General features: G+C 44.4%; 21 protein-coding genes. 2 read left to right on the top strand and 19 right to left on the bottom strand.

The features are described 5' to 3' along the window. Positions 1-629: 629 nt before the first annotated feature. Both hpf and CRO25_RS15860 read right to left on the bottom strand, forming a co-directional pair. Positions 630-1,193: a ribosome hibernation-promoting factor, HPF/YfiA family gene (hpf, locus tag CRO25_RS15865; RefSeq protein WP_053779540.1), complete on the bottom strand. Its 564-nt coding sequence runs from the start codon at positions 1,191-1,193 to the stop codon at positions 630-632. 418 nt (positions 1,194-1,611) lie between these two features. Beyond that, entirely contained in the window at positions 1,612-1,809 is a 198-nt protein-coding gene (locus CRO25_RS15860) for a cold shock domain-containing protein (RefSeq protein WP_024631599.1), read from the bottom strand. Positions 1,810-2,135: 326 nt separating this feature from the next. On the opposite strand from CRO25_RS15860, the gene CRO25_RS15855 reads away from it, so the two are divergent. Further along, the gene (locus CRO25_RS15855; RefSeq protein ID WP_079695660.1) at positions 2,136-3,278 is read left to right on the top strand and encodes a DUF4309 domain-containing protein; all 1,143 of its coding nucleotides are present in this window, start codon (positions 2,136-2,138) and stop codon (positions 3,276-3,278) included. A gap of 70 nt (positions 3,279-3,348) precedes the next feature. Here CRO25_RS15855 and CRO25_RS15850 read toward each other — a convergent pair whose 3' ends face one another. The 15 genes from CRO25_RS15850 to CRO25_RS33055 form a co-directional block, all read right to left on the bottom strand. After that, a complete protein-coding gene (locus tag CRO25_RS15850) occupies positions 3,349-3,684 on the bottom strand; it encodes a hypothetical protein (RefSeq protein WP_079695659.1) in 336 nt (111 codons plus the stop codon). Further along, positions 3,677-4,072 carry a flagellar export chaperone FliS gene (gene fliS, locus CRO25_RS15845; protein ID WP_079695658.1) on the bottom strand — a complete coding sequence of 132 codons (396 nt, stop codon included), beginning with the start codon at positions 4,070-4,072 and terminating at the stop codon, positions 3,677-3,679. Before fliS ends, CRO25_RS15850 begins: the two co-directional genes overlap by 8 nt. A gap of 30 nt (positions 4,073-4,102) precedes the next feature. Next, positions 4,103-5,647, bottom strand: a complete 1,545-nt coding sequence (fliD, locus tag CRO25_RS15840) for a flagellar filament capping protein FliD (protein ID WP_079695657.1) — start codon at positions 5,645-5,647, stop codon at positions 4,103-4,105. A 39-nt stretch (positions 5,648-5,686) separates the two neighbouring features. After that, positions 5,687-6,070, bottom strand: coding sequence for a flagellar protein FlaG (locus CRO25_RS15835; protein WP_079695656.1), 384 nt, complete (start codon positions 6,068-6,070; stop codon positions 5,687-5,689). 135 nt (positions 6,071-6,205) lie between these two features. Further along, on the bottom strand, positions 6,206-7,900 hold the full coding sequence (locus tag CRO25_RS34160) for a flagellin (protein WP_079695655.1): 1,695 nt from the start codon (positions 7,898-7,900) through the stop codon (positions 6,206-6,208). 145 nt (positions 7,901-8,045) lie between these two features. Beyond that, positions 8,046-8,291, bottom strand: coding sequence for a carbon storage regulator CsrA (csrA, locus tag CRO25_RS15825; protein ID WP_074096614.1), 246 nt, complete (start codon positions 8,289-8,291; stop codon positions 8,046-8,048). A 1-nt stretch (position 8,292) separates the two neighbouring features. Continuing rightward, entirely contained in the window at positions 8,293-8,721 is a 429-nt protein-coding gene (gene fliW / locus CRO25_RS15820) for a flagellar assembly protein FliW (RefSeq protein WP_256863657.1), read from the bottom strand. A gap of 104 nt (positions 8,722-8,825) precedes the next feature. Continuing rightward, complete coding sequence (locus CRO25_RS15815; protein WP_053779530.1) at positions 8,826-9,395, bottom strand: DUF6470 family protein; 570 nt, start codon at positions 9,393-9,395, stop codon at positions 8,826-8,828. Positions 9,396-9,411: 16 nt separating this feature from the next. Continuing rightward, positions 9,412-10,332, bottom strand: a complete 921-nt coding sequence (flgL, locus tag CRO25_RS15810) for a flagellar hook-associated protein FlgL (RefSeq protein ID WP_053779529.1) — start codon at positions 10,330-10,332, stop codon at positions 9,412-9,414. A gap of 24 nt (positions 10,333-10,356) precedes the next feature. Next, on the bottom strand, positions 10,357-11,913 hold the full coding sequence (gene flgK / locus CRO25_RS15805; protein ID WP_079695653.1) for a flagellar hook-associated protein FlgK: 1,557 nt from the start codon (positions 11,911-11,913) through the stop codon (positions 10,357-10,359). Between the two features lie 19 nt (positions 11,914-11,932). After that, positions 11,933-12,436 (bottom strand): flagellar protein FlgN, encoded by a 504-nt coding sequence (locus CRO25_RS15800; protein WP_072733605.1) that lies wholly within the window; start codon positions 12,434-12,436, stop codon positions 11,933-11,935. An 11-nt stretch (positions 12,437-12,447) separates the two neighbouring features. After that, positions 12,448-12,732 (bottom strand): flagellar biosynthesis anti-sigma factor FlgM, encoded by a 285-nt coding sequence (gene flgM / locus CRO25_RS15795; protein WP_053779526.1) that lies wholly within the window; start codon positions 12,730-12,732, stop codon positions 12,448-12,450. Between the two features lie 152 nt (positions 12,733-12,884). Then, entirely contained in the window at positions 12,885-13,292 is a 408-nt protein-coding gene (locus CRO25_RS15790; protein WP_079695652.1) for a TIGR03826 family flagellar region protein, read from the bottom strand. 149 nt (positions 13,293-13,441) lie between these two features. Then, the gene (locus CRO25_RS15785; protein ID WP_143813262.1) at positions 13,442-18,934 is read right to left on the bottom strand and encodes a fibronectin type III domain-containing protein; all 5,493 of its coding nucleotides are present in this window, start codon (positions 18,932-18,934) and stop codon (positions 13,442-13,444) included. 299 nt (positions 18,935-19,233) lie between these two features. Then, the gene (locus CRO25_RS33055; protein WP_143038131.1) at positions 19,234-19,728 is read right to left on the bottom strand and encodes a ComF family protein; all 495 of its coding nucleotides are present in this window, start codon (positions 19,726-19,728) and stop codon (positions 19,234-19,236) included. A 161-nt stretch (positions 19,729-19,889) separates the two neighbouring features. Here CRO25_RS33055 and CRO25_RS33390 point away from each other — a divergent pair, with 161 nt between their 5' ends. Beyond that, a complete protein-coding gene (locus CRO25_RS33390; protein WP_177031202.1) occupies positions 19,890-20,066 on the top strand; it encodes a hypothetical protein in 177 nt (58 codons plus the stop codon). Between the two features lie 119 nt (positions 20,067-20,185). Here CRO25_RS33390 and CRO25_RS33385 read toward each other — a convergent pair whose 3' ends face one another. Both CRO25_RS33385 and CRO25_RS34285 read right to left on the bottom strand, forming a co-directional pair. Further along, entirely contained in the window at positions 20,186-20,380 is a 195-nt protein-coding gene (locus CRO25_RS33385; protein ID WP_143813189.1) for a hypothetical protein, read from the bottom strand. A gap of 109 nt (positions 20,381-20,489) precedes the next feature. Next, positions 20,490-22,382 (bottom strand): helicase-related protein, encoded by a 1,893-nt coding sequence (locus tag CRO25_RS34285; protein ID WP_079695649.1) that lies wholly within the window; start codon positions 22,380-22,382, stop codon positions 20,490-20,492. Positions 22,383-22,696 lie beyond the last annotated feature (314 nt).

Genomic DNA, 22,696 nt, shown 5'->3' with positions numbered 1-22,696 from the left:
ATAAGCCGAATACCGAGCCTTATGAATCATGTTCATGGTGCTGTGCCTGTCATTGATTATGATTAGCGATCATTCGTTGACAATTCCCCATCAGGACAATGATTCTCTTGCATAAATTGTAACAGTTTGTAAGGGTCGCCGCAACACGCCACGGCACACTTCTTTGAACTTCTGAAGCCTCTCCGATGGAGTTTAAGTGCAAAAAATCATAGTCGTTAGCGGAAGCCCTGGATTCTATCGTTTCATTTTCCAGTTAGATAAGGCATGTTAACGAATTTTGATGGTAAATTTGGATGAAAATATCAATATAGAGAAAAAGAATATGTTTTAATGACTTCTCCGTGAGTACTTATAATTTTGCATTCACTTTGCATAGATTTGTCTCATTCCTACTATACTATTAGACGCAGTAGCATGGGAAATAGTTTCACAAACTTACTTTAGCGACTTTTTTCCAGCCCCAGTACGCACAAAAGAGCCCCATCCCATAAAGGATGGAGGCTCTTGTTAGTTTAATCCATTACAGGAATCCAAAGTATCCCTGTCTTCATTCGTTATTATTAAGGAATCATTTTTCATTTCAGTTCATTGGTTCAGTTACAGAACTAAGTTAGGTTTCACTCAATCCGTTAACCTTGTTCAATCAAACCGTATTTACCATCGTTCCGTTTGTACACAACGCTGACTTCTTCGTTCTCAATGTTGGAGAATACGAAGAAATTGTGGCCAACCATGTTCATTTGGAGGATAGCCTCTTCCACGTCCATCGGTTTCAACATAAACCGTTTCGTCCGTACCACTTCCAGGTCATCATCTTCGGTCTCCGCATCCAGTTCAGCGGTAGCCACTGTACCTGTCGGATCTTCGACGAAGAGCGTTTTCAGGCTGCCTTCCTGGCGGAACTTACGGTTAATTTTCGTTTTGTGTTTACGGATCTGACGTTCCAGCTTGTCCACCACGGAGTCAATGGATGCGTACATATCGTCGCTCTCATCCTCGGCGCGGAGCACAATGCCTTTCAAAGGGATCGTCACCTCTACTGTATGCAAGCCTCTCGTCGTGCTCAGGGTAACAGCACCGTCAGAGTTAAGGGGTGCATCGAAATACTTCTCGAGTCTACTCAACTTTTTGTCGACATAATCCTTCAAAGCATCGGTAACCTCGATTTGTTGACCTCGAATACTTAAATTCATAGGGCACTCCTCCTTTTCCTTTGCCACTTCATTATAACACGAATGTAAGCGCCATGTAAAAACTCCCTGTGACCGAATAATGACATCTGTTCAGGCCACATCAGCCAACATAGGCTTGCCGCCATATTTCGCGATATTTCACCATTTTGAGGCATAATCGTTAATTAACATGGATGGTCTTATTAGGCGCTTGATGATGTAATTAACCGTTTCCGAGCTCCTTCAATCTATTATGTAAAATGAATACAAACTGTGTCTTGAATCTATCAAATTCATATGAATAATGTTTTATGGCTGATTCTAAAATTTCGAATCTATTAAAACAAAAAAAGACCCCGGAAAAAACCGGAGTCTGATGCTAGCGATAATTCAATTGGTAACCATCTAACCATATATGTAGGTCGGATTGTCCGGATGATTATAATTTGATTACGTTAGCTGCTTGCGGTCCACGCGCGCCTTCGACGATGTCGAATTCTACGGATTGACCTTCTTCCAAAGTTTTGAATCCTTCGGATTGAATTGCGGAGAAATGTACGAATACGTCGCCGCCGTCTTCAGTTTCAATGAAACCGTAACCTTTTTCTGCGTTGAACCATTTTACTTTACCTTGCATGCACTAACATTCCCTTCGTCATCAAATGAAGTGAGGTTGTGTCAAAGACCCTTGCCCACAACTCAGATAATACCATCCAAAGTTATCCATTGTCAATTGGTAAAGTAAATGTTTTCTTGGAATTTTTTGTAGATTAATTGGGAATTGTGTTGAACGATGGGGGATTGTTAATATATCAAGTTATTGGACTAGTGATACGGCTATTTTTATGTATTAATTACAGATTAATTAGAATTCCTCTACTGTGCGGATAACAGCAAAAATGATACAATTTACTAAGTTTCAAATTACATATTTTTACTAGAATAGCCAGAGGAGAATCAACGATGATTTATTCAAAGTATTACAGAAAGTGGAGCTTACTAGCAATACTAATTTTCGCCAGTATCACATTATGCACATTACTAATGCTTCCGACAACTGCCGCTGCAAAAGAAAAACAAATCTCTGCCGAACAACTCAAAAGTAAGAGCCGTCTCTCCTTCACACTGCGGGATGCAAATCAAACGTCTTATACCGTTTATCTATTCGCGGACGATGAAAAGAAATCTACCCTTACAGAACCTAATGACTGGACAAACAATAAAACAGGCGACAAAAGTTATTCTGGAACGTATCGTGCAGCGCTTCTAAAAAAAGGAGCTAAGTATGGAACCGTTCAAACGACTAAGTTACAAATTGAAACCATTATTTTGCCTCAGACCTGGAATTATACAATCCAAGGAAAAGAATCAGGAACGCCTGACCTATTAATGCTTACAGATTGGGGGACTTCCAACTTCAATGAGGTGCACACTTATATAATCCGTTCTGGTGTGTTACAATCAATAAAATTCACCGACAATAAAGGCAAAAAGATTTCCGACACATACTGGGCTTCCAGAAATAATGGTATCCGCAGTTTGTCAGGCTCTAGAGTACAATTCAAATATTATAACAATATGCAGTTCAAATATGCAGTCGATACATTCAAGCTAAATGTTAACAAGCTGGAGCTGCGTCTCAGCGATACCCGTTATTTGGATCAATCATCTTGGCCAAACTCCGGAATGGGGGACCGTGCATATCTGGAAACTCTTAAGGCCGCTGCATCAAAGGGCATGTTACCAGGTCGATCTGATATTAAGATTGGAATGACGCTCAAGTCCGTGCAAAACAATCTAAATAAACCTAAGTCTCGTGGAAACGAGGAATGGGGAGCCTTTTATTATTACCCTCAATTTGGCTTAGGCTTTGATTCATATATGCATGAACTTAATGCCAAGTCACGCATTGCCATTCTGCAACTATACAACGAGAAACAAAATCTTGCTCCACAAAATGTGCGGCTCTGGCTGGGTAAACCTTCTAATGAATATTATAACGAAGCGGTCGGCGGTTATGAAATGACCTACAGACTGGGGAAACATACATTAGTGTTTAATTATGAGGAAGAGGACGATTTAATCGATTTTACGAATATTTATTAGAAAATATTAGAAATGAAAAAAGGATGAAGAAATGTCCCGGCGGGTCTTTTCTTCATCCTTTTTTCACATTTTAATACCTTTTAGTATCCACAATAATGCTGTCAACTGCGTAAGACATCTCATATGCGCTCTTTTGTACCTTAGCCTGTTTGCGTTGAACGAGCCAATCTTTGGCTTCAGACTTTAAGCTACTCATCTTCATCAGAATTGCATGATCGTTCTCCATAATGCTCTTAAGCCGAGCTTGTTGAGATAGAGATACCTCACCTGAGTATTGTTGTAACATAGAATCAATAATGACCTGACGCTTATCCACGAATTGCTCCAATGTTTCTGAATCCACTTCTTCAATGGTAAGCATAATATCATGTGTTAATTGTTCTAACTCTGTAATCAAATCATCCATGAACGGCTCCAAGTTCAGATGAAGATACCATTTTACTTGCCTGGACCCAGGTTTCCTTCAACTCTTTTAAATAACCCAAGGCTTCTTCAGCAGGTTCAGCATTCTTCTTCGTGTTGGCATCAATAAGAAGAAAATTAATATATTCGTACAGCGCATTAAGGTTCTCTGCAATATCAGCAGAGCGATCCAAAGTAACTGATAGTTCACTTACAATGGTTTGCGCTTTCCCAAGGTTTAGACTAACCTTCTGATAATCCTTGGCACCCAATCCATCAATCGCTGTCCGTACAAAACGAATAGCTCCATCATACAACATAATCAACAACTGACCCGGTGAAGAAGTCTGAACGGACGACTGACGATATTGATCATATGGAGACTTAATCATATTTACACCCTTTCACTCTCAAGTAAAAATTTAACTAGCAAAGAAGCTGGATAAACTAGACGACTGGCTCTGATATTTATTCATTGCAGTTTCCATTGCAGTAAATTGCTTATAATAACGATTTTCAAGATCACTCAGACGTTTTTCCAAGGCTGTGATTTGAGTATTGTAACCTTTGAGTGTTTTACCCATAACGCTTTCTTCCTTGTAAATGCTGTTAACATCACCGCTATATTTAGTCGTACCCGCACGTTCTGCAACTTTGGTCATTGCTGTATCCATCTCTTTGTATAACTTACCAAAAATGGAGCTATCAGTATTTGTCCCTGTACCTTGCAATATATCGGAGACCTGCTGTGGATTTCCAATTATAGCTTTTTTGAACTTCTCTTCATCTAGATAGATTTTCCCATTTTCATAATACTTACCACCCGTGATTCCAATGTTGCTTAGTTCCCCCATTTTCTCGCCCATAATAATTCTCATTGTTGAAGAGAGGTTTGAGAGAATATCATCGTTCTTGAGTAGACCACTCTTGGCCTTTTCCTCCCATAACTTAATATCACTTTCTGTCATGGCACTGCGTTGTTCTGAGGTAAGCGGTTGGAAGCTGCGATACTTTTCTTCACTAACCTTGGTGTTCAATAAGTCCAACATCGTATTATAATCCGCTATAAAAGCCTTCACCGTCTCTAGTGCTTTGTCCGGATCGCTCTGGATATTTATCGTAAAAGGCTTGTCGCTAGTTATAATTCCGTTAGAATCTCTTGTAACAGTCTCTGCCAAAAGATTCATTTGCACACCGTTGTAGGTAATTATATTACTAGTAGGTGGAGGATCTAACTTTTTTCCATTAATTAAAACAATAGCATCTTTCGCCGCGATGTCTGTGACCACTGCAGTCGATCCTTGTCCAAAAACATCCATTAGTGAATTATTCCCAGCATCCGGTGCCTTAACGTCAAGTTTACCTGTAGAACCTAGATCTTTAGATGCGATGGTAAACTTGCCTGTCAGATCATCGAAACTAGCTTTTACATTCAAGTCCGTTTTACTATTGATTTTCGCAATAATAGAAGAAACCGTATCTTGCCCGGTAAACGTCATTTCTACATCATTAATTTTAATTTTGTATTCTTTGGAATAATCACTAGTACCTAAACTTGTTGTTGGTTGTCCAAATTTTATACCGTTAGCAAGTTCGGCAAGTGACTGCCTTGAGCTATAGCCTTGACCCTTACCGTCAGTTTCTTGCGCTTTTGCAGTAGCTAATTGTTCAATTGACACTTCCATCTTAATACCATTAGCTGTTGCACCCGCTTCTGCTTTAACGGCATCCGTGTTACCAGTTACAACAGCTTTTTGAGTATTAAGTGCTGCAGACTGTCTGTATGTTTGCTGTAATTTGGTATTTCGGAATTCATACATCTTGCTGTTCAATTCTCGATAACTATCACGCTGCCATTCCAGCAATGTTTTTTTCTGGTTCAACTTATCCAGCGGAGCTCGTTTGGCTGTCATTAGTTCTTTGACCATGCTATCAATATCCATACCGGAGAACCCATTTATACGCATAAATTCAACTCCTCGCTCGTTAGAATATAATTTGTACTTTTATACTTTCTCGTCGATCAGGATGCCCGCTATTTCCATCATCTTGGCTACCAGATCCAGTGTCTTCTCAGGCGGAATCTCGCGAAGCACTTCACCTGTTTCTTTATTTAACACCTTCACCATAATATCATGTGTCTTTTCATGGATGCTGATGTCCAGCGTCGTTTCTGGACCTTGGAGGGCTTTTACCGCTCGATCAATGTTACGAATCAGCAGTTCTTCTCCCACAGATAGATTCATACCCTGTTTTTCTTTGTTATAGGCTTCTTTCGCTGTCCTGATGTTTGCTATGTCGGTTCCCGCTTGAGAAGCGCCTGCCGGGTTCTGTAATTCTATAGCAGGGTTTGCAGATGAGGCAGCAGATAAGGAAAATTGAATGTTCACCCTTGAACGACCTCCAACTATTTCGCATTTATAGTATATATCGGCTTATGGACTATTTAGCTTTAGCAAATATGTAAAATCTAATAAAAAAACCTTGGATCATAGATCCAAGGTTTAGGATGAAGCAAGGTAAAATTAACGAAGCAATTGCAGAACGCCTTGTGGCTGTTGGTTTGCTTGCGCCAACATTGCTTGAGCTGCTTGAGCCAAGATGTTGTTTTTCGTTTGGCTCATCATTTCTTTCGCCATATCAACGTCACGGATACGGGATTCAGCAGCTGTCAGGTTCTCAGAAGCTGTTCCCAAGTTGTTGATTGTGTGCTCCAGACGGTTTTGAACAGCACCCAGTTTAGAACGTTCGCTGGATACAGTCGCAGTTGCTTTATCCAGAACTGCGATTGCAGCAGCTGCGCCTTCTTTAGTGGAGATGTTCAGGGCAGCTTCACCTTTAACATCGTTCGTTCCATCAGTTACTGTGTTTTCTTTAGTGAAACCAGCATCGCCTGCTTTACCAGTGATCCCCAGAGCGGAAGAACGCATGTCGCCGATAGAAAGGCTCATCGATTGGCCAGTATTAGCACCAATTTGGAAAGAAGTTTCGAAGTTCTTTTGAACTCCGCCATCTTTCAAAGTGATTCCGTTACCAGCTTCACCTTTAGCGTTTGCTGTGATTACCAATTTGTTAGCGTTAGTAGCAGTTCCTACGGAAAGTGTTACACCTTCAATTTTGTTAGCAAGCGTATCTACGATCGCTTGTGCTACAGCACTTCCAGTAACTGTTGCGCCCGTTTTAGTAAGCTCACTGATATTTACGCCCAGTGCGCTTCCCTTGTATTCTCCTTTTGTTGCATCATAGAACTCAATTTGTTGACCGTTAACTGTAACGCCAGTACCCAAAAGTGCTTTTGCTTTATCTACAGAGTCAACTTTAGAGAAATCAAGTGTACCTTCTGCAGCTTTATAAGTTGTAGTACCAACAGAAGCTACAGCATCAGTTGCATCTGTTCCGTTAATTTGCAAAGCAGTCATATTACCCAAAGAACCATCCAAGCTTCCGCCATCTGTAACAGCAACAGCCGAAATTGTCACTTTATCGTTAGTACTAGTAACAGTAAAGTTACCTTTCAAAGCGGCATTTGCATCAATTGCTTTTTGAAGTCCCGCAGAAACGAGTTCAGCCGTTTTCTTAACACCATCGCCAGCAGCATCAGTCTCAGCTTTTGCGATAGCTGCTGCGTCATCTGCAGTCAGTTCATAGCTAATATCTTGCCCATTAATTGTAACTGTAGTTTTGTCTTTAGCAACGCCATCAGCTGCAATAGTTGCCGTTTGAGTAGCTTGTGTATGAGTAGTCGAACCACCACTTACAAATCCGTCTTTAGCAACGCCAGTACCTGTAAGGTTAGTTTTTCCATCACCTTGCAACAATTTTTGAGTATTGAACTCTGTAGTGTTACCGATACGGTTGATTTCGGAAGTCAGTTGGTTCATTTCGTCTTGCAGAGCTTGACGATCGGAATCTGTGTTTGTTCCGTTAGCGGATTGGTTAGCAATCTCACGTTGACGTTGCAGGATGGAGTGAGTTTCGTTCAAAGCACCCTCAGCTGTTTGGATCAAAGAGATACCATCTTGAGCATTACGGGAAGCTTGGTCCAAACCGCGGATTTGACCGCGCATTTTTTCGGAAATTGCCAGACCTGCAGCATCGTCACCAGCACGGTTGATGCGAAGACCGGAAGACAATTTTTCGATATTTTTGTTAGTGTTAGCAGTGTTTGCAGACAGTTGACGGTGTGTGTTCAATGCCGCGATATTATGGTTGATAATCATTAGAGTATTTCCTCCCTGAAAATAAATTAGTTCCACATCCATGTGGTAAACGCCGCGACATTAAGGTCGGCCGCCCTGCCGAAGCAGCGTCTAAATTATATATCGACGGAAGGTGAACAACTGTTTATAGCAAAATGGAATTTTTTTAATCTTTTTTATTTTCTGTTTTTCTTAAACGTTCCATAAACGCTTCAATATTGGCTGCGAGAGGTGTAGCAGATTCCCGATTCGCTTCCTGAATGGATGCGTAGATCTCCTGCCGAAAGATATCAATATGCTTAGGTGCAGAAATACCGATTCGCACGGTATCTCCTTCTACAGCAAGCACAGTGACTTCAATATGATCTTGAATCACAATCGATTCGCCTTTTTTTCGTGAGAGTACCAGCATGTTAGACTCCACCCTTCACTGAATTTGCTTCGTCTTCTGCCCAGATGAGATGTCGTGTCTCATAGCTGGAATGATGGAGTACCACTTGTTTTCCCAGACGTTGCTCTGGATTAAGTACAACGGGAGCCAACAAGTTCATGGTGGATTTATTTGTCTCAGAATGAATGGTCACCATAGAGAAAACCGAAACCTGCTCTTCAATCCCCAGCTCTTCTTTGTCCACCTCACCCAATTCAAAACTATAATTGGGTACAAACATAAATGGACTAACCAACAAGAACGATAGACCTGGTTCATGTACCGACTGTAAATAACTGAACGGAGTCTCCTCCCATGGAATTAACGCATATTTTGTCTCATCTTCAAATCCGGGTAAACCTTTTGGAAATAGATATATATCTTCTTCTTTGACCTCTAGTTCTCCCCACATACTTGTCTGAATCTGAATGGTAAACGCCTCCTTGGCGAAGAATTTATACGAAAAGAGCCATAGATGGCTGCATACGAGACCCGTCTATAGCTCTACATTATAACTTACAACCCAACATCTATGTCAGGTGGAGTATATTGAACTGATGCATATTGCTTCACATAAATATCAAGCTTACCCCGTTGATACTCGATCTCCGGTTTGTTAACAATGACGTTCATTTCAGAAACGGCAGGTTGAAAGTTAATATCCGGTGGCCTTGTATCAACACGTGTATCAACATTATCAAAAGAAGCCGGAGTGCGCGTCTCAGGGAAAGGTTGTGGTTGCCAATTCATACCTACTATATTTGCAATCGTATTACCTGGCTTATGAATCGCTGCCAGTTGATTACCCTGTTGAACGCGTTCAGCCATGTTTTGCAAGAACTGCTGCTGTATTCCCGAATATATTCGCGCGTTCATATCAATCATATTCCCGCCATTGTAAGCTGAGAAAGCCTTGCTCTGATCTACATGAAGAGTGATCGGATGACTCTCTACCGTTAGCTTGGCAGGTCTGGTGTTTAGCTGCACTTCTGCCTTAGGCTGGCGAATAGAGTATTGACCAGGATCAGCATCAATATTGAGGATAGATGGCGTTGTTCGAATCTGGACGACTGGAAGAGTCTTCACTAATTACTCCTCCTCTTTATCTCAGGAAGTCTACCAAAGATGGAGAAATGATTTTGGCACCTGCAGACAAGGAAGCGTTATAGATATTTTCCTGTATTTTGGATTTCATCGCCAGTTCAGCATAGTCTGCATCCTCAACTTTGGCTTGCAAATCTGTCAAATTGATATTGAGATCATCGAGACGCCCCATCATTAGATCAACACGATTCGTTTTGGCACCAAGTTCGGAACGGATCGCCAGCATTTTGTCCATACGGCTATCTATGTTATCCAATTGCTTCGATAATTCTTCAGTGTTCCCGTCAGTTAAAGCCTTCATAATGTTGTTAACCGTTACGAACAAATTATCCTCTTCCGTTTCAGTGCCAAATACCTCATTGCCATTGACGTTAATAGGCAGTTGTACACTCTCACCAACAATAAAATTGATTTTGCCTTTGTCCGTTAAAACGGATGCAGCATTTGAAGTATCGAAAGATCCATCTGGATTGGCAGGAAAATCATATGGCTTCACATCATAGGTTTCACCATTGAAGATATATTTACCGTTGAGCTTACTGTTAGAAATATCAATCAGCTGCTCCTTGAGCTGTTTCACTTCTTCATTAATACTATCGAGTGCTGACTGAGGGTTAGTTCCTGTTGAACCCTTCACCGTCAATTCACGTAGACGCTGAACGACTTCCCCAGCTTGGTTCATGACGGTGTCGTTAAATTCAAGCCAGGATATAGCAGTATCCACATTTTTCTGATATTGCTCATTGGATGACAACTCTGCGCGATAACGAAGGGAGTAAGTTATCCCTACTGGATCGTCAGAAGGCTTGTTAATTTTACGACCTGTCGCTAGTTGGGTCTGAGTGTTATTCATCTGTTGGGCATTCCGGTTCAGGTTCAAAAGCAACTGTGAACTGAGCATATTATTGGTTATTCTCATGGTCTGTTAAGTCACTCCGTTCTATTATCTACCTACTGTCCCAGTAGAATTAATCAACTTATCAAGTAATTCATCATATGTGGTCATAAATCGAGCAGATGCGTTATATGCATGCTGGAACTTGATCATATTTGACATCTCTTCATCCAACGATACACCACTTACAGATTGACGACGCGTATCTACTTGCTCCACAAGAAACTCAGAGTTAGACGTCTGACGTGCAGCTTCTTGAGACTGAACCCCCAGTTGACCTACGATTGCACTGAATTGTGCACCAATGGTTGCATTACGCAATCCATCCGAGGATTTCATAGGAGTATCCTTAAGATTAGCAAGCAAAAGTGCTAGGGTGTTATTCCCTTTAACCACAGTTTCTGCTCCAGAAGCATCCGTAACAGTACGAAGAGAGGTTGCGATCTTGTTAGGGTCAGCCAAAATTTCGGCATTCAATGAGATATTTCCAGCTGTAATCGTTGTTCCACCACCAGCAGCTGTAAAGAACGGTACTCCTGGTGAATTGGTTCCGTCCATGCTGTATCCAAGCTGATGAAGACCGTTCAAACCTTTAACCGTGACCTTCAGATCCGCAGTTAGTGTACGTGATGTACCTGTGTATGTAACACCATCCAGGACGGTGTTATCAGGCAAGACAGAGCCCGCTGGAATCGTGATTTCAATATCACCATTCGCAAGCGTGTTGGCAAGTTCATTCATCTGTTTCTGATAATCACTCACCAAGGTGTCTCTGGACTTAATCATACCGTGGACTTCACCATTAGTAAGATCACCCGCAGTGTAAGCCGTGTTCAGAAAAGCAGAGTCTACCGTTGCTTGCACAGCACCACCTGTAACCAGCGCTTGTCCGTTCATCTGAACGGAGTATCCTTGCGGAGAATCCGTTACAGTAATATTCATTATCTTGGACAATTTGTCCGCCATTAAATCCCGTTGGTCACGCAAATCGTTGGCATTATCGCCTAGCGATTCGACCTTAACAATAGCACTGTTAAGATTAGCGATATTACCAAGATAACCCTGAATTTCGTTTGCTTTCACTTCAATATTGTTATCCAGATCCTGACTAAGATTGTCCAGTTGGCGGCTAATCTGATTCATCGCATCTGTCAGAGCCAGTGTTGTCTCTTTAACGATTCGACGAGCAGTAACATCCTCCGGATTTTTGCTCAGATCGGACCAAGATTTATAGAAGTTATCCATCACAGTCCGAAATCCGGTGTCGGATGGTTCATTCACAATGGCTTCAAGTTTCTCAAGCGTGTCTCGTTGAATCGACCAACTCCCGAAGTTGGTGTTTTCATTGCGATACTGGTCGTCCAGAAATTTCTCACGCACACGGGTAATGGAGTCGAACTCCACCCCTGTTCCGAGTTGTCCTGGTGTTGTACTGTGTAAAAATGCAAACGGCTCCATAGGAATGGACGCCTGCATGTTTACCTTTTGCCGAGAGTACCCTTCCGTGTTGGCATTGGCCACATTATGTCCTGTTGTGCTAAGCGCTGTCGTCTGTGTAAACAAGCTTCGTTTAGCTGTTTCGATTGAATGAAAAGTAGATGTCACCTTGTTTCCCCCTAATTAATCAGGCACGTGTATCAAAGAGACCGATTCGCCCTGGATTACCGTTCTTATCAGCAGGATGCTGATATGTGGCATCCTGTTCCGGCCGAGAAGCAAATATGTCCATTGAGAGATCAATAAACATCAATGATTGCTCGATCAGTTTTTGATTCAATTGATTAATTTCTTTCAATTCCTGCAATGTTCCCGCTAGCTTCTTCTGGACTTCAAGCAATCGCTGTTTATCAGCCGGATCAAATATCAACTTGGAGATCTCTGTGATATTCAGGTTAAGCATCGATTTGATGCCCCGCTCCTGAAGCAGTTCATGAACTGCACTCAATCGTTCGCTCTCAAGTGGCTCCTGCTGTTTCATAAACTTGGATTCTTTATTCATTACAGCAATGAGTTGATCTACATCGTTTTTGACAATGACCTGCCTCTTGATCTCGCTGAGTGCCAACATCTCGCGGTGACTTTGTTCCATTTGCTGCAAAACTGCAATTAATCTGTCCAGTGCTGCCATTACGTGATCACCTATTCCTTATCAAAAGACTTAAAGTACGGCAGTAACTTGTCAGCAAGTTTGCTGCTGTCCACTTGGTAAGTTCCCGAACTAACCTGTTCTTTCAGTTCCTGTATCCGTTGTATACGTCCTGCATCCTGTGTACGACCTTGTTCCTCAAGCATCTTCATCGCCTCCGGAGAAATGGATACCTCGTCCTTACGGCGGCTCTTTTTGGCATCAGCCTGCTGATTGGATTCAACGTTCCTCTGATATGAATTGATTGCACCAATTCTACTCGGTTCATTGATTTTCATACGAATTGCACTTCCTTCCACCTTAGGATTTTTACATTATCTTTATGTTCTCGAACGATTAGGATAATAAAAAAAACCGATAATCTTTAATAAGTTTATCGGTACGTTCCAAAACATTTGTTATAGCAAAACTTGTATTTAAGCCCTCGTTCCTATAGATCCCGTAGTTTGTCGACAGCATTATAGGTTCGTCCGCCTATGCTGCCGTTATCCTTCTGACCTACTTCTCTAGCCGCTCCAGCCAAATCTTTCGTCAAACGATTCCGGCAAGAGTCGCACATATGGCCTTCACGAATCAGGGTTCCGCACACTTCACAAGGATACATCATATTTGGGGCGTTTTCGATGGAAATCCGCCCCTCACGAATGAACTTGGTAATATTTTTGATTGAAACGTCTGTTGCATCAGATAGTTCCTGTATGTTTGTACCCTTGTTTTCGCGCAGATATTCCACACAAGTCTGGTATTCCAGTTCAATTTCCTTGATACAGTTCGAGCATACATCCCGAAAATTCAACGCATATAATTTGCCACAACGCGGACAATTACCCAGATTCATCGCTAAAACGCCCCTCTCAAACTTCCTCTTCCGAATGGATAATAACTATACATTACCTTATTTTCTCACTTCAAGTCCATAGCCTCTTTGCGAATATAAAAGGGGTATAGGGTGCATGTATGCGCAACCTATACCCCTGATCTAGATCATTAGTTTAATGTTCTAATGCTTACTACTGAAGACCAAATGCTTGTATTTTGATCATTCACTGCAATAATCCGATATTTGTGCAGGCTCGATGGTAACAAATCTATATGAACCCAGGTTGATTCACTTACCGTCGCTACCGTTTTGCCATCATCCTCAATCACATAAGAGGTAGCTCCATTAATGGCATCCCATGTTAAGGTTACATTGTTTTTATCCGCTGCTCCCCTCAGAACAGGTGTAGCCAACTGCGTAGTAACTGTTAAATTCTCACTCCAAGCACCAGCTCCAGTAGCATTCTTGGCACGAATACGGAAGGTATGCTCTGTGTTGGCTGTAAGTCCATTCCGTGTATACACTGTTCCGGTTGCAGCAATGATCACCCCATCTACCTCTAGATCATAACCATTTGCACCAGTGGCTGCATTCCATTTAACGGAGACTGCAGTGGCGGTTTTTGTATTCATACTAAGTCCTGAAACAACAGCGGGTAACGTAATTGGAGAATATATAGCTGTCCAGGCACTTGTATTGGTATCCGTCAAAGCACGGATACGGTATTTATGAATGGTTCCACCCAGCAATCCATTATGAACATACATAAGATCACTAACAGTCGCTACTACAGTACCATCTGCTTCAATTTCATATTTGGTCGCACCAGCAACTTCAGTCCATGTCAATGTAATGGCGGTTTCTTCAGATGTTGTTTTCAACGTTGGTACGTTCAATTGGGTGGAAGCTATTACAACTTCAGTCCAGGCACCTGTACCTGAAGCATTTTTCGCACGAATACGGAAGGTATGCTCTGTGTTGGCGGCAAGTCCAGACTTCGTATAGGTTACTCCACTAACTGGTGTAATGGCATTATCAATCTCCAAATCGTACCCGGATGCACTTAACACCGCATTCCATTTAAGGGAGATTGCCGCAGGCGTTGCTGTGTTTAACATAAATCCAGTAACTGCATCAGGTAAAGTATTCTGTGTCAGCAATGCTGTCCAGGCACTCGTATTCGTATCCGTCAGAGCACGTACACGATATTTATGTGCTGTCCCAGGAAGCAGACCTTTATGAGTAAACATTGACTCGGTCACTGAAGCAATCACTGTACCATCGGCTTCAATTTCGTATTTTGTTGCATCTTTAATCTCAATCCATGTCAAATGAATTGCTGATTCCTCAGATGATGCCTTAAGCACAGGTGTATTTAACTGAGTGGCAACACCAGTCACATCTCCCCAAGCCCCCACACCTGCGGCATTTTTGGAACGTATGCGGAAAGTATGGTCTGTATTGGCTACAAGCCCGGTTTTAGTGTACGTCAATCCACTTACAGGTACCAGCGTACCGTCAATCTCTAAGTCATATCCCGTTGCACCAGTTACCGCGTTCCATTTCAAGGCAATGGTTGTATTGGTTACACTTGTTACAGATAACCCAGTGACTGCACCAGGTAATGTATTTTGCGTAACAATAGCTGTCCAGGCACTAACATTTGTATTGGTCAACGAACGTACGCGATATTTATGTGTTGTTCCTGCCAATAGATTACTGTGGATGTAAATAGGATCATTTACCGTTCCTACAATAATTCCATCCGCTTCAATTTCATATTTTGTTGCTTCTTTAATCTCAGGCCATGTCAAGGTAATCGTCGTTTCTTCAGATGACACTTTCAGAACAGGCGTATTTAATAGGGTTATACCGGTTATCGTCTCACTCCACGCTCCTACCCCTGCAGCATTCTTGGAACGAATTCGAAAAACATGTTCTGTGTTTGTTCCAAGTCCACTCTTCGTATAAACCAGTCCACTAACAGCTACTACGGTGCCATCAATCTCTAGATCATACGCTGTTGCTCCAGTGACAGCATTCCATTTCAATGCAATGGCTGCATTGGTTGCTGATGTTATGCTTAGTCCCGTTACAACCGCAGGCAAGGTATTTTGCGTCAAAAGTGCCGTCCAAGCACCCGTGTTTGTTTCCGTCAAAGCACGTATGCGATATTTATGCGCTGTTCCTGGAAGCAAATTCATATGCACATATTTCGATTCGTTAACTGTACCTACAATAATTCCATCGGCTTCCACTTCATACTTGGTAGCATCTGTTACATCTATCCATGTTACCGTGATGGAAGTCTCTTCAGAAGAAGCTTTCAATACAGGCGTGTTTAACTGGGTTAATCCCTCTATCGCTTCACTCCATGTTCCTACACCCGCAGCATTTTTAGAACGAATACGGAATGTATGATCAGTGTTTGCTAATAGTCCTGTTTTGGTATACGTCAATCCACTGACAGCTACAACGTTACCGTCGATTTCAAGATCATATCCCGTCGCTCCAGTGACCGCATTCCATTTCAAAGCAATCGCTGCATTCGTAACCGATGTTACACTCAATCCAGCTACAGAACCTGGCAATGTATTTTGAGAAAGAATTGCTGTCCAGGCACCCATATTTGTATCCGTCAAAGCTCGTACTCGATATTTATGCGCTGTTCCAGCCAACAGGCTGTTATGCACATACTTCGACTCATTAACAGTGCCAGTAATCACTCCATCGGCTTCGATTTCATACTTCGTTGCACCGGTGACCTCAGCCCAAGTTAGGGTGATAGACGTTTCTTCAGAAGATGCTTTTACCACTGGCGTATTTAACTGTGTGGTACCATCCACTATATCACTCCATGCTCCAACGCCTGCTGTATTTTTGGAGCGGATTCGGAAGGTGTGCTCCGTGTTTGTTACAAGGCCCGTCTTCGTATACGTCAATCCACTGACAGCTACCACGTTGCCGTCGATTTCAAGATCGTATCCCGTCGCCCCAGTGACCGCATTCCATTTCAAAGCAATGGCCACATTGGTCGCAGATGTAACACTTAATCCGGTAACAGAACCTGGTAAAGTGTTCTGAGTAAGGATCGCTGTCCAGGCACCTGCATTCGTATCGGTCAATGCACGTACACGATACTTATGCGATGTACCTGCGAGTAGACCTTCGTGCACGTATTTTAAATCCGTAACTGTGGCTACATTAATACCGTCTGCTTCTATTTCATATTTGGTTGCATCAGCTACGTTTGCCCATGTCAATACAACTGCTGTTTCTTCGGAATTGGCTTTTAATACAGGTGTGTTCAATTGGGTAGTGCCACTTATTACGTCGCTCCACGTACCAACACCTGCGGTATTTTTGGAACGAATACGGAACGTGTGCTCCGTATTTGCTGCGAGGCCGCTCTTTGTATATGTTAATCCGGTGACCGGAACTACTGTTCCATCTACCTCCAGATCATACCCACTGGCACCTGTTACAGTGGACCATTTCAAGACAATTGCTGTATTCGTTACGGATGATATACCTAGACCCATTACAGCCGATGGCAATGTGCTCTGTGTCACAATCGCTGTCCATGCGCTCGTATTCGTATCCGTAGCTACACGAACACGGTATTTATGTGATGTACCCGGAAGCAAATTACCATGCGTATATGTTGGTTCATTAACCGTTGCAACGACCGCACCGTCTGCTTCAACTTCATACGCTGTTGCGTCAGGTATGGAAGGCCAAGTTAAAGTGATAGCCGTTTCTTCGGAAGAAGCTTTAGGTACAGGTAGATTGAATTGTGTCCGCCCCGTCACCACTTCACTCCACGCTCCTGCACCGGCAGCATTCTTGGAGCGAATGCGGAAAGTATGTTCCGTGTTCCCAGCCAATGCACTCTTTGTATAACTTGTCGCTGTCAATGCGACTGGAGTTCCGTCAATTTCAAGGTCATATCCTGTAGCCCCTGTGACCGCATTCCATTTTAAAGTAATGGCTGCGTTTGTTACGGCACTCACAGTCAATCCGCTAACCAAGCTTGGCAATGTGTTTTGCGTAATAACCGTGGTCCATGCACTGTTATTTGCATCATTCAGTGCACGAACACGATACTTATGTGCTGTCCCCGAAGTTAGAGCAGTATGACTGAAGATTGGATTCTCTATATCTCCGAACACAACCCCATCAGCTTCAACTTCATATGAAGTCGCTCCTTCAATTGGTGCCCATACGAGGACCACTTCTTCTTCTGAGGAACTGGATTGAATCACAGGTGTGCTAAGCTGGGTGAATCCGATTACTTTATCACTCCAGCTTCCAACACCACCTGTATTTTTAGGTCTGATTCTGAACGTGTGCTCTGTATTCGCCGTAAGTCCAGTTTTACTATATGTTGTACCAGTTACTGCAACAATGGTACCATCTATCTCCAGATCGTATCCCGTTGCTCCTTTTACAGCTGTCCATGATATGGACAATTTATTGAATGTAGCATCCGTAATTTTTAAGCCATCTGCTCGGTCCGGCACTGTTAATTGACTGAGAGGTTTGCTCCACGTACTCTCATTGTCAGGTGAGAATGCTTTCAGCACATACGTATGAGTTGAATTGGCTGCCAACCCTTCATGTTCGTATGTGGTAACATTACCTAGTTCAATGGGTGTACCCCCATCAATCTGCAGTTGATATCGATCTGCATATTCAACAGATTTCCACTTCACTGTATTTTTACTTTCTTCTGCTGTTACCGTAAGAACGGGTTTCTCAAGTAATGTCCTAAGGGTGTATGGAGTGCTCCATTCACTGACGCCACGTGGATTTACCCCACGCACTTTGTAGGTATAGGTAGTATTCGGTTTAAATGGTGCACTCGTATAGTTCACTCCATAATAAGGACCTTTAACTACACCATTTTCTTCAATTTCGTATTGAACTGCTTGTTGGGCAGCAGACCAATTAAGATTAATGGCCACATCATTGGCAGCGGCAACTATATCAACTGGAATAGATGGAACTGTAGTAATAGGTACCTTCGTTCCCGTTTCCTTCACAAAACTGAATGATTCTGCTTTTCGTGTGTAATATGGATTGAGGTCTGAGACAAAATCAACCACAGTTCCTGTGTCAGCGTTAACCACAAGACTTAACTGCGAAGCCTCGTAGCTTTGGACGTATCTTGGTGTTTCATAGCCGAATTCATCCACATGAGATATATTCCAACCTCCGACATTGGTTCCGGATTGTCTGTATTCCATTACCGTGTAATAGTGCCATACCTCTGAGAAGTCGATCAGGATTGCATTATTGATTTTACCTGCATAGGTGGACGTGTATGAGCCAAAAGATACATTGGTCATCTTAGGAACCGTCCCACGAACCGACTGCATTCTGGAGAAAGAATATCCTGTTGCAGAAAAGCTGTAGGATCTTGCCCACCCCAGATCAATTGGTTTCTGATTGACGCTTAAATTTCCATCCTGCTCTGATAACACATAACGATAATCGTAGTTACTGGATACAACCCTGCTACTCGTTGCGGCATGTGCCCGGTTCCCCCCGTACACGCCAAACTGTCCGAATACCAGCATTAGCACCAGTAAACGGACGGTCCATAAGTAAAACCCATTTTTTCTTTTTCCTGCACCCACCGTTGTTCTCTCCTTCAAAAGATATGTTATGCCACTCCCTGTGCTGTCACCTACTGGTGAACGGCAGAACTATCTATTCTACACGGCAGAATCAATTCCTCTTTTTTACATGTAAAAATATTCTTGTCTAATCCCCTTTCATAATTTCGTTAAACAACTACTTTTCAAATCATATGCATATATATGATAATTCAAAAAAGTCACAACGCTGTACATATAAGAACGTACTTTCTCTTTTCTATATAAAATTTATTAGTTATTATCATCAAATAATTTGAGTATGATAGCCATTTATTAAGTACATATACATTTTCCAGTCAGGATCTGGCCAAAGTCAGCGTGTAAATCTCTATTGGAAGGTTAATAGAATATCCAGCGTTTAAGATCACCTGTCCGCAAGCATCCAAGGTGCTACCGGTTGTGTAGATATCATCGATCATTAGCAAGCGTAAGGGAATTAACGGCCTACCTTCTGTTGTTGGTGTGACATGTGAAGACCCTTCTTCTCCATTAGCGTATGAATTAGCTGCTCGTGAATACATGTTCTTTTGAACGGATTGAGAAGCGGCTTTGGCTGCTTTATAGAGTTCAAGCAACATATCTATTCCACCTGGCTGAATTGCAAATGCATCCTGCATCGTCTGGATACGCTCGCCGCGTGTTTTGAAGCTTTGTTTGGTAGTGTTGATCCGACGCTGCAGCAGATCAACTACAGGCAGGCGGACGGCTGCGGCAAGTCCTGCTGCGAGCCGCTCGGCCTGGTTGAAGCCGCGCTCGGCAAGGCGTTCTTCGCTGACGGGGACATAGGTCACCGCGTCTGGCCGCCATCGCGGCTTGTTGTTTTGGAGCAGCGACTGACGGTTGCGCGTCGCTGCTCCGGGATGAGCGTGCGTGTAGTACGCGTATGCACTGTGGTTTTGCGCGCGCGTGTACAGAGGCACACTCGCGTTAGGTGAATGAGGGCGAACGCAGGTTGAGTCGCGTAAGCCAGCTCCGTGAACGGGCGCGGGTACTGATACGCGCCCGTCAGGTTGGTGAACGAGTGCGTTTGTGGACGCACTCGAGCCGGGTGGATGTGAGTTGGCATCCACATGGTATTGAGCAGGCGTGGCGGGATGAGCTACGGGGGCCAGGGTTTCTTTTGCCATAACAGGGTTGAGTTCTTCACTCATTGCTTGGAATGCTTGAATAATAAGTGCCGTTAACAGTGGCGCGTAGCGCTCGTGGCCTCTGAATTTGTACATCCCAATCCATTCCTTCATTAGAGCGTTATACTGGACGGCGCTGCGGTTGCATATGAAAGAACGGTTTTGCATGTGTGGGCGGACGCAGTCCGGGCAGCCGATCCCTCGACCACAACGCAGACAGCGAACGGAACGAATCCATGGAATTTGCTGCACACAACGCGGACAGATGCCGGGGTAGATCGGAGACAATATCGCTCTTGTACCACAGGTTAGACAAGTCGCTCCGGGTGGGGCGAGTAATCCATGCAGGCGATGGGTGAGTTGGTGCACGTGGTCTGTTATGCTGCTTAGCCAGTTCGACATTAGGTTGTTGCCTCCCTCAGTATCTATTGGTGTGTTGGCGGGTGAAGGTAGCCTTTGCGTTTTGCGATGGTGTTCATTTTTTGGATCTGGGCCACCGCTTTCACCTGGGAACGCGTACGGCGGGATGATGCGAAGACGACTCTTCCTGCCGGATCATCCATAGATCGACCTGCTCTACCCGCCATCTGTACCAGAGATGCTTCGTCGAAGAGACCATTATCTGCATCCAAAATAAATACATCGCTGCGCGGAATGGTGACGCCCCGCTCCAAGATAGTGGTGGTCACGAGCAAACGTATGGTCCGTTCACGAAACGCAATTACTTTGCTCGCGCGATCCGGATCTTGGGATGATGTTCCTTCGATATGGATTTGTGGAAACATGCGACGCATGAGATTTACAAATGCCTCAATCTGAGCGATCCGTGTCACAAATACAAATACCTGAGCTTCGCGCAGCAAGGAGGTTTGAATACTCTTTTTTAGTGTGGCGGGCAGCTCTCGCTTCCGAATACACTCGGCGACGGTAGGCATTTTCAGTATTCGCGGTACGGGTAAAGGGTGGCGGTGGAAGCGGACTGGAACTTTGGCGTGAGTGAGTTTCCCTTGCGCTGCTTCCCGCTGCAGCCTAGCTGGTGGCGTAGCGGACAGATAAACAAAATGACCATCAGGCTTGCATGAGGACGCAGCCGCATGAGCGAGCATGGGATCATTATGGTAGGGAAATGCGTCGAGTTCATCGATAATAACCAGATCGAATGCCTGGTAAAAACGCATCAGTTGGTGCGTGGTCGCGAGTGTGAGCTGCGCGTCTTTCCAGCGCTCGGTGCTGCCTCCGTATAGCGTAGCGAGCGAGATGTCAGGGAATGCCTTCGCCAGACGAGGGGCAAGCTCCAGCACGACATCCCGGCGCGGCGTAGCAACAAGCGCTCGTCCACCGCGCTCCAATATGTATTGGAGCAAAGGGAATATCATCTCGGTTTTACCTGCCCCGGTCACGGCCCACAACAAAAACCGCCCCGGCCCATCCCCTGCGTATGGTTGGGCCAAAAACGCCAGCGCCGCGGCAGCAGCCGCGCTCTGCGCAGGGCTAAGTCCCCACCGGGCAAGTCCGCCCTCGGTGGGGATAACGGCCGTGCCACGCTGCGATGAATCGCGTGGCACGGCCCCTGGCGCTGCGCTGCGCAGCAGCAGCGCACAGGCACGGCTGCGCCCCAGCGCGAGGCAAGCCTCGCAGTAGGCGCACGCCGCCAGGCCGCAGGCAGCGCAGGGCACGCGCTGCCCGGCAAAGCTGCCGCATCGGCGGCAGCGGGGCGCGCTATGCGCGCGACCAAGCCACGCGAGGCGTTGCCGCCGCGTGGCAGGCCCTTCCAGGGCGGCTGTTATGCTCAGCCGCCCACGCAGGTGCGCGAGCTGTGCAGCCGCGCGCCAAACCGAGGCAAGCTGCAGCGATGTGTCCGCCAGCAGCGCCTCTGCCTCGGCCGCTAGCAATTGGCGGCCGCGAAGCCGCTCAGCCAGCAGGGCCTCGCCCTGCTCCAGCTGAGCCCATTCCCCGGCGGGATACGACTCTGGCATCCCGCCCACCTCCGCACCTCTTTCAGCGACAATCCCTACATTGCCTGCCATCTCTCCCCTAGCCGCAAGTTCCCCGGAGGCCCTCTCGTACTCTTCCAGTTCGCGCAGCATATACGTCTGCCAATGCTCCTCTCCCCACTGATCCATACCTCGCTCCACCTCAAAATTCTTTACCATCCACGAGGCTTGACTTAAAGGTAACTCCCTGCCTAACAACAACCATCGCAATACCCGCTGTTCACTCACCCCCTCAAGCCACCACGCCACATCCACTCGGATATCTAGTGACAGCACCATCTTCCACTCTTCCTTCACTCGGCACACATACAACCCAACCTTCATCTGCTCTCCTCCCTCATCCTCCATGTCCCAAAACGCAAAAAAAGCACATGCCAACCGACTCTTCGTCGGAGCATGTGCTTCATGTCCATATCTCATTTATTCAATATTCATTTGTATTATCACTATATCAATTGTGGAGTCGTCCCACAAGTCGTTTAGTTTCCAAAAGCAACCGTAACGATCATTTTACCAATTCAATTAGCATCGTTAATCTTTCTTTGATCATGCGAAACTTTTTCCAATCTGCTTCGTCTATACTTTTAACTTAAGAGTTCTGATTTCAAAAAGGTTCGTGCAGCGATCCCCACAAGGCT

Origin of the sequence: Paenibacillus sp. RU5M (assembly GCF_900221055.1) — a bacterium.
In the GTDB taxonomy this organism is placed as follows: Bacteria; Bacillota; Bacilli; order Paenibacillales; family Paenibacillaceae; genus Paenibacillus; species Paenibacillus marchantiae.
This window is presented reverse-complemented; position numbering and strand designations above follow the sequence as displayed.